Annotated in this window: 12 protein-coding genes and 1 tRNA gene; 7 read left to right on the top strand and 6 right to left on the bottom strand. The window is 48.3% G+C overall.

Features of this window, described 5'->3' with window-relative positions; all coding sequences use genetic code 11:
* Nucleotides 1-96 precede the first annotated feature (96 nt).
* The 3 genes from AB3R30_RS26035 (at nt 97) to AB3R30_RS26025 (ending at nt 3,472) form a co-directional block, all read left to right on the top strand.
* Nucleotides 97-369, top strand: a complete 273-nt coding sequence (locus AB3R30_RS26035; RefSeq protein ID WP_458652120.1) for a Precorrin-3B methylase — start codon at nt 97-99, stop codon at nt 367-369.
* On the top strand, nt 366-1,421 hold the full coding sequence (locus tag AB3R30_RS26030) for a tRNA dihydrouridine synthase (protein ID WP_458652119.1): 1,056 nt from the start codon (nt 366-368) through the stop codon (nt 1,419-1,421). The genes AB3R30_RS26035 and AB3R30_RS26030 overlap by 4 nt, the downstream gene beginning before the upstream one ends.
* A 167-nt stretch (nt 1,422-1,588) precedes the next feature.
* Complete coding sequence (locus tag AB3R30_RS26025) at nt 1,589-3,472, top strand: glycosyltransferase family 39 protein (RefSeq protein WP_458652118.1); 1,884 nt, start codon at nt 1,589-1,591, stop codon at nt 3,470-3,472.
* Nucleotides 3,473-3,533: 61 nt separating this feature from the next.
* Here the strand turns inward: AB3R30_RS26025 and AB3R30_RS26020 are convergent, their stop codons facing one another.
* Complete coding sequence (locus AB3R30_RS26020) at nt 3,534-4,622, bottom strand: RuBisCO accumulation factor 1 (protein WP_458652117.1); 1,089 nt, start codon at nt 4,620-4,622, stop codon at nt 3,534-3,536.
* Nucleotides 4,623-4,700: 78 nt separating this feature from the next.
* Between AB3R30_RS26020 and AB3R30_RS26015 the strand changes: the two genes are divergently transcribed.
* The 3 genes from AB3R30_RS26015 (at nt 4,701) to AB3R30_RS26005 (ending at nt 6,489) form a co-directional block, all read left to right on the top strand.
* Nucleotides 4,701-4,773 (top strand) — tRNA-Ala (locus tag AB3R30_RS26015).
* 52 nt (nt 4,774-4,825) lie between these two features.
* Nucleotides 4,826-6,067 (top strand): saccharopine dehydrogenase family protein, encoded by a 1,242-nt coding sequence (locus AB3R30_RS26010; protein WP_458652116.1) that lies wholly within the window; start codon nt 4,826-4,828, stop codon nt 6,065-6,067.
* A gap of 44 nt (nt 6,068-6,111) precedes the next feature.
* Nucleotides 6,112-6,489 carry a DUF2237 family protein gene (locus AB3R30_RS26005; RefSeq protein ID WP_458652115.1) on the top strand — a complete coding sequence of 126 codons (378 nt, stop codon included), beginning with the start codon at nt 6,112-6,114 and terminating at the stop codon, nt 6,487-6,489.
* Between the two features lie 103 nt (nt 6,490-6,592).
* Here the strand turns inward: AB3R30_RS26005 and AB3R30_RS26000 are convergent, their stop codons facing one another.
* Both AB3R30_RS26000 and AB3R30_RS25995 read right to left on the bottom strand, forming a co-directional pair.
* Nucleotides 6,593-7,003 carry an EamA family transporter gene (locus AB3R30_RS26000; RefSeq protein ID WP_458652114.1) on the bottom strand — a complete coding sequence of 137 codons (411 nt, stop codon included), beginning with the start codon at nt 7,001-7,003 and terminating at the stop codon, nt 6,593-6,595.
* A 21-nt stretch (nt 7,004-7,024) separates the two neighbouring features.
* Nucleotides 7,025-7,399 carry a DUF2499 domain-containing protein gene (locus AB3R30_RS25995; RefSeq protein WP_458652113.1) on the bottom strand — a complete coding sequence of 125 codons (375 nt, stop codon included), beginning with the start codon at nt 7,397-7,399 and terminating at the stop codon, nt 7,025-7,027.
* Between the two features lie 69 nt (nt 7,400-7,468).
* Here AB3R30_RS25995 and csaB point away from each other — a divergent pair, with 69 nt between their 5' ends.
* Complete coding sequence (csaB, locus tag AB3R30_RS25990) at nt 7,469-8,539, top strand: polysaccharide pyruvyl transferase CsaB (protein WP_458652112.1); 1,071 nt, start codon at nt 7,469-7,471, stop codon at nt 8,537-8,539.
* A gap of 204 nt (nt 8,540-8,743) precedes the next feature.
* Here the strand turns inward: csaB and AB3R30_RS25985 are convergent, their stop codons facing one another.
* The 3 genes from AB3R30_RS25985 to AB3R30_RS25975 all read right to left on the bottom strand — a co-directional run.
* Complete coding sequence (locus AB3R30_RS25985) at nt 8,744-9,085, bottom strand: DUF433 domain-containing protein (RefSeq protein ID WP_458652111.1); 342 nt, start codon at nt 9,083-9,085, stop codon at nt 8,744-8,746.
* A gap of 73 nt (nt 9,086-9,158) precedes the next feature.
* Nucleotides 9,159-10,325 carry an NACHT C-terminal helical domain 2-containing protein gene (locus AB3R30_RS25980; protein ID WP_458652110.1) on the bottom strand — a complete coding sequence of 389 codons (1,167 nt, stop codon included), beginning with the start codon at nt 10,323-10,325 and terminating at the stop codon, nt 9,159-9,161.
* Nucleotides 10,315-11,669 (bottom strand): NACHT domain-containing protein (locus AB3R30_RS25975; RefSeq protein WP_458652109.1); only part of this gene is annotated, 1,355 nt, incomplete at its 5' end. The genes AB3R30_RS25975 and AB3R30_RS25980, both read right to left, overlap by 11 nt.

The following is an 11,669-nucleotide window of genomic DNA, read 5'->3' as shown; positions in this document are numbered from 1 at the left end:
GGTAATTCAGATGGATGATAAGTTGGCACTTTCACCCTACCTGTTTTGCCCCTTCCTTATCCCGAACTCAGGTTGAACTAGATCAATGAGAAAAATATGGCAAACCCAGAGAAGCCTTTAGCAGAAGCAGCTTTAATCAAAGAAGTGTGTCGGAGAATCCGGGTTGCCCGTGGCTATTGGGATGCTCACAATAATGCTGCTTGTCGGCGAGAACGCGATCGCGCTTTGGCACTGTACAACACGCTGACAAAAGACCAAAAAGATCAAATTCCGCAGGTATTGCGGGTTTGGTTGCGGTATCGCAGTGAGAAATACTTTGGGGCGCATCAAGCGCCGTCGAAGAAAAAATCGAAGCGGCACGCTAAATGATTGCAACCTTACCACTCTGCGATCGCCTGCCTGCTCCCATTTGTGCAGGAATTGGATTGACTGCGCTTGCCCCGATGCAAGATGTAACCGATTTATTTTTCATGAACGTGATTGCCAGTTACGGCAGTCCCGATTACTTTTTTACCGAGTATTTTCGAGTTCACCCGACTTCTACTCTAGATAAAAAAATCCTAAGATCGATTACCGAAAACACCACCGATCGCCCCATCTTTGCCCAGATGATTGGCGAGAGCATTCCTGACTTAGTGCGAATTGCCCAAACCCTGAGCCACTACACGATCGCAGGCATTGACCTGAATATGGGCTGTCCTGCTCCCAGAATTTATCGTAAAAATGTGGGCGGTGGGTTGTTGCGCGATCCTGAACAAGTCAACCGAATTTTGGGTGAGTTGCGGCAAGCGGTTGATGGACGATTGAGCGTCAAAATGCGGATTGGCTTTGATAATACCGATCATTTCGATCGCATCCTCGACCTGATCAATCGCCATCAGATCGACTTGCTGAGCTTGCATGGTCGGACGGTCAAAGAAATGTATCGGGGTGCTGTGCATTATGACCTGATTGCTCATGCCGTTCAGCGGGTGAATTGCCCAGTTTTAGCCAATGGAAATGTCACCTCTGCCCAATCTGCCGCCACCGTTCTCGCCCAAACCAAAGCCGCCGGAATCATGGTCGGTCGCGCTGCCATCCGCAATCCCTGGATTTTTAAGCAGATTCGCCAAATTCTCATGGCGGAACCTGTGTCTATCGTGACGCTGGCTGAAGTTCACGATTACATTGAGCGATTGCGCCAAACGACGACTGCGCTCACAATCCCCGAGCGATCGCGGGTGAGCTATTTAAAGATGTACCTCAACTACATTGCCCAAAGTGTCGATGCAGCAGGGGCTTTCTTACGGGATATGCGCCTTACTCAAACAGAATCTGACCTGCGCTCAGTCTGCGATCGCTACTTACTCAGCAATCCCGATCAAGAGTTCGCCCCAGAACCATATCCTGGGCTAGTTGCGCGTCCGGTTAGTGAACAATAAGTTTTGAGTTTTGAGTTCGGAGTTCGGAGTTCAAAGTTTTGAGTTTTGAGTTTTGAGTTCAATGCTCTTCACCTCTTCACCTCTCGCCTCTCGCCTCTCGCCTCTCGTCTTGCCATCTACTAATTATTCTCTATACAAGAAAGAATTAGGTGTGTTTGAATATCACCATGAAAAGTTCTCGACATTACTGGTTATTGGCTGGCATCTTGTTGCTGGGGACGGTGCTGCGATTTTGGCATCTAGATTTTAAGCCGCTGTGGATGGATGAAGTGATCACCGCAGTATTTAGCTTGGGGCACACGTATCAGAGTGTACCGTCAGGCGAAGCACTGTCACTCTCGGCGTTTGAGCAAATTTTTAGACTCAATTCTCAGGCAACCTGCGCGCAGATTACAAAAACGGTGTCGGTGCAATCGGTGCATCCGCCGCTGTTCTTTTGTACGATGCACCAATGGCTCGGTTGGCTGAATCCGCTGCCTGTCTCTTGGGTGTGGAAACTGCGATCGCTGCCTGCATTGTTGGGTGTGGGGGCGATCGCGGCTCTTTATCTACTCAACCGCATCGCTTTTTCTGCCAAAGCGGGGCTTGTGGGCGCGGCTCTAATGGCAGTATCGCCGTTTGCCGTCTATCTATCCCAAGAAGCCCGTCACTACACCTTGCCCATGCTGCTAGTGATTTTGGCGTTAACTGGGTTGTATGCCATGCTGATCGATCTGCAAAGACAGCGGATTAGGCTACCGATTTGGCTGGGCTGGATTGCCATCAATAGTATTGGGTTCTATGTTCACTATTTCTTTCTACTCGCCTTTTTTGCCCAAAGCGTGACGCTAGTTTTAGGCGCTCATAAAATCGCACAGGACCACAGAGCGGCAAGCAAATTGGCAATGAATTTAGAGTCTGCAACCGCTAGCTGGCAACAAACCCAGAATCCTCTATCGTTCACAACGGGCGATCGCAAACAGATAGAAGCTATCAGGGCTGAGGATGCTAGGCAATCCGAGGGAAGTTCACGGCGCTATGCTATTTTTTCGTGCGCCCCTTCCTTGCCTCCACCTTACCTGCTTGCCATCCTGGTCGTTTGCCTAACCTATTTGCCATGGCTGCCAACGTTTTTCAGTCATATGCGTCGTCCAGAAATCGATTGGATGAAGCCTTATGCTCCTGGCTGGCAGCATGTAATTGCGCCTTTATATCAGCTTCCGCTCGGTTGGATTTTGATGGTGGCAGCATTTCCTGTTGAGCAACAACCGCTATGGGTTGTCGTTTTTGGCGGAGTGTTGATGTTGATTTTCATGGGTTGGCTGATTGGGCAAATGAGAATAGAATTGCGGCAACTCTGGCGATCGCCCCAGTCTCATCTGGGAGCCTGGATGCTAGTCACATTCATTCTGGTCGTGGTGCTGGAGTTTCTAGCGATCGCCTATCTCATGGGCAATGATTTAACCCAAGTGCCGCGCTATAATTTCATCTACTTTCCAGCCGTATGTGCATTAATTGGAGCCTGTTTAAGCCAGCGATCGCCCCTTCGCAGCCGATCAAAAAAATTGACTTTTCAAGGATCTAAAAACCTCCAGGCGATCGCGATCGTTTTGCTCGTAGCACTACTAAGCAGCATTTTTGTAGTACAAGATTTAGTCTTTCAAAAACCTTATAATCCTAGTTTAGTTGCTCAAAATTTAGCCGTTGAACCCATCAAAAATCGGTTGATAGTCACTGCCTATGAAGATTTTCAAGACATCGCCTTGGGACTTAGTTTTGCCCTAAAACTGCACCAACAAGAGACTCAAGCAGAAAGTTCTTCGTCCACTCACTTTGCACTGCTTCCCCAAAAACAAGGATACAATCAAGTTTGGTCTGATATTGCTCAGTTAAAACAACCACTTTCATTGCCGCTGAATCTGTGGGTCATTGCGCCAGGATTAAAACGCCGTGACTATCAGCAACAGCTTTTAATCCGCGATCGCTTGGGCAAGCCCCATGCTTGTACCCTCGATCCAGCGCACTATCACCGTTTGGGTGTGCCCTATCAGCTTTATCAGTGCAAAAAATAAGCCAAGAAAGAGACAGTTTTAAAGTCCCTCTCCCATGGGAGAGGGATTTAGGGTGAGGGCATTACTCCTCCATTTGCCAAGGATCTTTGGTGTACTCATTGTCCAACACCTTTTTGGGACGCATGATCAAAACGATTCGTCCTAAGAGATTCGCTTCTGGCGTTTCAGCGAACCAGCGAATGTGAAGCTGATCCGTTTCTTCTACTAAAAAATAGCTGCTGACATCCCAAGTGCGCTGAGCGCGATCGACAATAATCAACACTTCCTCGGCTCTACCCGGAAGCGTAGTAGGTAAGCGATCGCTGAGTTCTAAAACGGCAACGGGGTCTTCTGCCAGCCGAATCACTTGCCAACCGGGAACCGACACCCAAGCGCCTGTGCCAGAAAACTGCACCATGCCAAAGGAATCATTTTCTTCGACTAGAGGAACAGCTTGCAGGTCAGCTTTCGTCAGGGGAAACTTGCCCACAACCGGAATAATTCGGGGCAAAAATTCGTCTTCTTCCAATCGATAAAGCGGCAATAGCGGCTCTGACTTGGCTGAAACAACCGCAAAATCGGTCAGCAGTTTTTCGATTTGCTTACGGGCAGGTTCACTATGAGCAAAGCGCAACCCTTTGGCAATCAAGCGCGATCGCTCTTGCAAATCAGCCTTTTGGCGTGCCTGCTTCCAAGATTGATAGGCGACCACATCACCCGGATGCTGGCTAAATCCTTCAGGAATTGCACCCAATCGAGAAAAATCTTTGACGGCTTTCACCACATCTTTCGCTTCATCAATATCCAAGCCCTTTTCCTGCACTAAATCCGCAGTCGCGGCTCGCTCGGTTTGGGTTAGAATCCGCAGTTCATATAAAATATCGCTGCCTTTGCGATCGAACAGCGATCGCGTCGCCTCAGACACACCCACCGCCACAATCGTGGCATGAACCTGAGCGCCCACAATCACTTGATTTTGTTGAATCGGTTCAAATCCGGTTTCTTCAAAAATAGTTTGAGCGTCATAGCCCGCTTTTTGTAATGCTTGGCAGGCTTGCCCCCATTCCACCCAACTTCCCTGCTTGCGACGAAGATTGAGAAACAGTTCTGAGGCGTTAATCTCAGCTTGAGCAGGATTGGATGAAGCGTCATCGCGGGAATTTTCAGTCATAAGATAAGGTCGGTGAAAAGTTTAAATCTAACAGGTTGACGTTTCTTCCTGCCTCAAGGCATTATAATTGATGCACAAGGGGCTATAGCACAGTTGGTAGCGCGTCTCAATGGCATTGAGAAGGTCAGCGGTTCGAATCCGCTTAGCTCCATTGATTTTCAGAGAGAGTTTTTCCTAATCCTGTTGTCAGGAGTGCTTTCACCATGTCTGACCGTGCCTATGATGTTGTTCTCTATGGTGCCAGTGGTTTTGTCGGCAAACAAACGGTGCAGTACTTTGCTAGCCATACCTCCTCTAAATCCATACGATGGGCGATCGCCGGACGAAACCGTCAGAAATTAGCAGCCGTTCGAGATGAAGTGGGTGCAGCCGTGGATGTGCTAGTTGCTGACAGTCAGGATCAGCAAGCAATCGATGCGATCGCCGCTCAAACCCAAGTGCTACTCAACACAGCCGGACCCTTCGCCCTCTATGGCAATGCCCTAGTTGATGCTTGCATTCGCTACAAAACTCATTACGTAGACATCACGGGAGAAACCCCTTGGGTCAAAACTTTAATCGATCGCTACCATACTCAGGCAGCCGCCGATGGCACTCGCATCATTCCCTGTTGTGGCTTCGATTCGGTTCCGTCGGATCTTGGCACTTACCTAATCGTTCGTCACCTCCAACGGGAATTAGGGGTGTCTTGCAAACAGGTGAATGCTTATTTTCAGGCGTTTGGTGGGTTTAATGGTGGCACGCTGGCATCAGCGATCAATCTCTATGATTCGCCAGGGGCAACCCAGATGAATGATCCTTTCCTCCTGAATCCCCCTGCATCACACTCTCAAACCGAAGCCGATTCTCTACAAGACGGCACAGGCGATCGCAACCGTGACCCGCAAACTCCCTCCTTCGACTCCGACCTCAACACCTGGGTTGCGCCCTTTTTTATGGGAGTTGTGAATACCCGCATCGTCCGCCGCAGTGCTGCCTTATACGAAGAATGGCAGGAACCTTACGGACTCAACTTCACCTATCAGGAATATCTCAAGTTTGACGAACCCCTCGCCTGGCTGAAGGCAACAGGTGCCACCACAGGACTTGGATTGTTCATGGGAATTCTACAACACCCTCAGGGGCGCGGGCTGTTGCAACCCTGGCTGCCCCAACCCGGTAGCGGACCTTCTGAGCAAACTATGAACGAAGGCTGGTTCTCCTGTGAACTGGTGGGCACCGCGATGGATGGACGCAAAGTGCGGGGGCTGATTCGAGATCAAGGAGATCCTGGCAATCGAGCCACAGTCAAATTTGTTTGTGAATCTGCCTTAAGTTTGGCGCTTCAAGCCGATGAACTGCCAGGCGGACGATCGCGGGGAGGCATTCTCACGCCAGCAACCGGGTTAGGCGATGTTTTAGTCCAACGATTACAGCGGGCGGGCATGACTATCGCTTCCTTTTGAATTGGATTGACTACGATAGATGAGGGTTTAACGAAGGAATCATCATGACCGAAGCCAAAAATGTATTAGGTGAACCGCTAGAACTTTGTTGCACCTCGCCTATGACGGGCTATTACCGCGATGGATATTGCACTACAGGGGATGGCGATGTGGGTGTGCATGTGGTCTGTGCCCAAGTCACCACAGAATTTTTGACCTACACCAAAGCCCAAGGGAATGACCTATCCACGCCCATGCCTGTCTATGGCTTTCCCGGCTTGAAACCGGGCGATCGCTGGTGTTTGTGTGCCTCCCGCTGGAAAGAAGCCCTAGACGACGGAGTTGCACCCCCTATCGTTCTCGCATCAACTCATGCCGCAGCCTTAAAACATGTGACGTTAGCAGAACTAAAGCAACATGCCAATGAAGAAGGAAAGAGTTAAAAACAAAAAAGTTTTGAGTTCTCAATTTTGAGGGTTGAGTGATGCATTCAAAACTTAAAACTCAACACTCAAAACTTTCGCTCTTTCTTCTTTCGCCCTTTCTTCATGCTGCTACTAGGATCATGGCTAGGATTGCAAGCGCAATGCCGATTCCTTGCTGGAGGGTAATTGTTTCGTGCAGGAAGGCGATCGCGAGAAAAATGCTGACGGTGGGATATAGGGCGGAAATGGTGGCAACCAACGTTACGGGACCAGTCAGCACGGCGGTGAGAAAGCAGAATGCCCCGGCAAACCCTAGCATTCCGGTAGTCATGGCTAAGCCGATGCCAATAGGATGAACTTGGGGTTGAAAGTTGAGGGAAATTAGCATGGCGATCGCCAGCACAATCGCGCCGAGAACCTCATAAACAATAGCGCTTCGAGGATTAAGATAGGTCGTTGTAATTTTTGGTAAAAAGCCCCAAAATCCCCAAAAAACAAGCGCTCCTAGCGTTGGCACCATCCAATCTTTCATAAATATCCCGATTAATTAGCATTAGCTGTCTATTTTTGGTCGAGCGCTTTGCCAGATCCACCAAGCGGCTAGCATGACGGTTACATTTCCTAAAACAGTCATTGCCGCTTGGAGCGTAACTAGCCAAGTGAGCGATCGCGAATTATCAAAAAAGTGCCAAGTGCAAGCACACATCGCGCCCACGAGAGCAGGCAACATGCCAAAGGAAAGCGCCTTCCAAGCCGAATTTTGGGTCAGTTGACCATAAGTCCAAATTAGCCAAATAGCAGCAACCCACTCCAGCACACTTGAGATATGAATAATCCAGGTAGGAATTGATAAAGCATTCATAGGAATGGAACAGGGTATATGCGATCGCGAGGGGCTGTCTTCAGGATAGTTTAGTAAGAGAACCATTCCACCTAAAACTATGGGTGCAACCTTCACTCGTAACTCAAAATTCGTAACTCGAAATTCATTATATCTATGGGAACACAAGCGGTTTTATGTGGCTATTATGGCAAGGGCAACGGTGGGGATGAAGCGCTCTTAGCGTCCTTGTTACAACTGTTGCCCAAAACGGTTACGCCCTTAGTGCTGTCGGGTCATCCTAGCCAAACGCGCGATCGCTTTGGGGTAGACGCGATTGACCGAAACAACGCGATCTCGGTTGTCAACGCCCTCCGTCAATCTCAGGTTTTTATTTGGGGCGGCGGTAGTTTGATTCAAGATGCCACTAGCGCCCTCAGTCCCCTTTACTACACCGGACTGATGCAACTCGCGCAGCGCATGGGTTTGATCACGATCGCTTGGGCACAGGGAATTGGACCGCTCCACCGTCCTATGACCCAATGGCTGGCGCAACAAACCTTTTCCCGCTGTACGGCAGTCAGTGTGCGGGATAGCCGTTCTGCTCAGTGGGTTTCTGAATGGGGTATTCCCTTTACGCTGGCACCTGATCCAGTCTGGGCGATGACCGGTAGCCCCGTTCAGGGGTTGTGGGATCTGCCTGCTCCCAGAGTTGCCGTCAATCTTCGGGTTCATCCCCAACTCACCCCAGAGCGTTTGGCAGCACTGACTCAAGCCCTAATCTTGTTTCAGAAAGCAACTCAAGCCTGTATGTTATTGGTGCCGTTTCAGCGATCGCAGGATCTCGCGATCGCCGAAGCCCTTCAGCCGCAAATTCCGGGTTCCCAAGTGCTGATGCTTGAAGATCCGCAGCAGCTAAAAGGCTTATTTCGCGGCGTGGAAATGGCGATCGCCATGCGGTTTCACGGGCTGATTATGGCGGCTGCATCTGAGTGTCGCTGCTTTGCCCTCAGCTATGATCCAAAGGTAAGCCAGTTAATGAATGACCTTGATCTACCAGGATGGGAACTCAACCACATCCCAACTGACCCTAACGACATTTGTCAAACCTGGCTAGAACACTATGTCAATGGTGCCCCGCTGTCGCCTGACCAAATCCAATTTCTCGTCGATCGCGCCCTCATCCACGCAGAAGTGCTAGAAAAAGCGATTCTACAACTTGGAAATAGTGAAGTCAGTGGAACTTAGCATTAAGTATATGGACACAATTAAATTCAACGTTGGGTTTGGGCTTCGACTGCGCTCAGCCCACGAGGATCTTGGATCTTGAGCGTTGAGCGTAGTCGAAACGCGGCAATTAATTTTGTCTACCTACTTACTCGTAGCTTTGGGGCGTTGCTGGGCGCACAACTCGAAACGGATATTGCTCGTCTGCGTACACCCGCGCCACCCCTACAAAGCCTCAGACATCACGGCATCGTTGTCTCGAATCTCGGCTTCGATTTCGTCCGCGAAGGCGGCAGCGTAAGCCCAGGCATTGGCAAGATCGGTTGCAGAGAGGGATGGGTAGCGGGTGAGTAAATCGGTTTCGCTGTAGCCGAGACGTTGGGCTTCGACTAAACCCCAAACGGAAATGCGAGTGTTGGTGATGCAAGCACTACCCCCGCAAACCCCTAGTGTTTTCTCAATGCCGCGCCCTGAGATGACCTTGCCCTGGGCTAAAAGTTGCACGACTTGAGCTTTTTCGGTGTTGGAAAGTGCCAGCAGTTGCGGCTCTAGTTCTTTCAACGTCATGATGGATTGGGTAAGAGACTACCTTCTATTCTAGCGATCGCCCCTCGTCCTCAAGCTTTTTGAGTTCAGAGCTTCATACGTATTTCTTGAGGAAAATCGCAGAGGCGATGGAGAGGGCGAGTATTAACAACAAGCAGAGGAAAATAGTTCTATAAACGTTTGTCTTTGTGGAGGTTGGGTAGCTTTCTTGCTTACTGTTCTCAGACTCTTCAGCCTCGATAATGGGCAGTACTACCTCCTGAATCTCCTGAGTTCCTGGGCTGCTACTCTCCTGCGTAGAACCTATCAACTTTGTGTCAGTGGCATCAATTTCATGACTCTGAACTTCAATAACAGGCAACAGTATTTCCTGAGTTTCTTGTACTTCTAGGATGGAGTTGCTTTCTGACGACTCATTCATCGTCAACTGCTTGGCAACATTAAGCCTGCGTCTCTCAATTTCAACAATTGGTAGCAATAATGTATCCTTAATTCCCTTCTGAACTTCTGGACTAGGATTATATTCCTGCAAGCAATCGACCAAAAACTTATTGGCTGAATAGTATTGATCTAAAAGCTGTCTTTGCTCATCGCTGAACTGCCAATCGAGCTTCAAGTTTCGATACTCAGAAAGAACTAAACTTAAATCTTTCTTGAAACTTCGTGAATTGTTTATAGAAAAGCGATCAGAATGTCTCTTTGTCAAATTTATTATTATTTGCAGAAAATCCTCATCGGATTTTTGGTAAGAGAAGCCAGCCGCTTTATACTGCTCCCGAAGCCAGGGGCTGAACAAACCCACCAACAAAGCTGTTGTTCGATCTAAATAAATTTCGTGCTCATCAAAATCTTGATCACAGAAAATAGCAAGATCTCTATCGATCACGATGTCCAGAGCAGACATTCTCTTAACCCTATATAACAACTGAAAAGTTTGTCTATATATTGACTTATCGTAAAAATAAATAAAATCATCTCTAATGTCTAGCTCCATCAATTTGCTAGCTACTTCTCTAACCTGGCTTAGACCTTCATCAAACTCACTATCAAGTATTCGGCATATTTCACGATTAACGTCTCGTCCCCACTTTTTGCTGACCACAACACAATAGAATGCTCTGACCGCAGATTCTTGGTAGGGCGAGGCTAGAGAAGCTGTTTTTTCGTGCAGCCATACTAGAAATTCTTGGATTTTCTCATCATCTTTGACAGACTCATCGATCTCCTGCTTCATTGCCTGCAAATACTCATCAATGTTCATCGTATTTTTGCTCCGCAATTGAAGGTTGGTCATCTATTAGATTTCCAAGTAGTCGCAGTACTTCATGCCATCTTTCATAGACAACATGTTGTTCTAGCCGCTTGTCAATCTCTGGTCTAGGGTCTTTTCCACTAAACTTGAAGATTTTGAGTGCAGTGAAATATTCATGAAGCGTCAGGTGGGAAAATGACCAGACTCCTGAAAAGCGTTCGATCAACAGTCCAGTCTCAGTCTCAAAAGCCCTCAAAAAATCTATGGCGATATCACCTTCAACTTCAAAGTAGGTTTCGATAAACTCGGTTAAAGTTCGTTCCTCTGGAAAATAATCATTCTTCTCGAATAACATCAGTGCTAGATCTGCTAAGAATTTCTCTTTAGCAGACTTGGTTAACCTCTCATCAATCGGCTTTCGCTTCAAGCGCTCTAATAATATCCGCACTCCTTTTTTGTAAAGCTGAAAGGGCTTTTGGGGTAGATTGCCTTGCTCATCTTGAAACACCAAGCAAATTAGATTCAGCAGAATAGGCGTAGTGGTAAGTTCTGCAATTCGCTTGTTTTCTGTGGCGCAAAGCTGCTCCTGCAACTTGGGAATGAGTGATGCTTGAGAACCCGAATCTACAGTGTTGAAACAGTTCTCTACATACTGATCAACCTGTGCCGATGTAAAGTCAGCTACCTTCACATAGATAAATCCTCCAAACTCCTCCGGGTCGGGATGGCTTTGGGTTCGGCAGGTTACGATCAATCGGTTAGGGCTGTCAGCCAACTCCCGTACCGCATCTATCACAGCTTCTAGATCCTCAAAAGACACTTCATCCATCGCATCAAGCAAAATCAGAGATCGCCCTTGATCCAAGATCTCTTCCGCAGTGGCACGATCGCATACTTTCCATCGCACCAACACCCCAGCCAAATAATCCACCAAATCCCACGACTGCGTTTTGCGCGCTGCTTTGGCAAAATCCCGCAGTGTCACAAATAGCGGGACTAAATCAGGGAACAATGACGTTGGCTCTGGTTGAATGCACTCCACCGCCAGCGATTTAAGAAACGTTGTCTTCCCTGCCCCTGGTTTACCCACCACCATTAGTTTTTGATACTCTTCAACAACTGAGATTGCTTCTTGTCTTCGCTCAACATCCCCTAAACCAACCTGATCAAACCCTTGTCGGTCTCCGGTCTTTTGAAAAGGATCGCTATTACAAATCAGGCTCGTCAACACATCCAGTTCGATGTAAATCTTATCCACAGGTGCTAGAGCTTCCCCACCTAGTAGTCTGTCAAGAAAGAATTGATGGATAGAGACGCTTGAGTTTGATGCGGGCATCTTGAGTCGTAAATTGC

The organism is Sivoneniella epilithica UHCC 1019 (genome assembly GCF_040830845.1).
Lineage (GTDB): Bacteria > Cyanobacteriota > Cyanobacteriia > Leptolyngbyales > Leptolyngbyaceae > ULC077BIN1.
The sequence above is the reverse complement of the archived record's forward strand: the minus strand, read 5'-3'. Positions and strand labels throughout refer to the sequence as shown.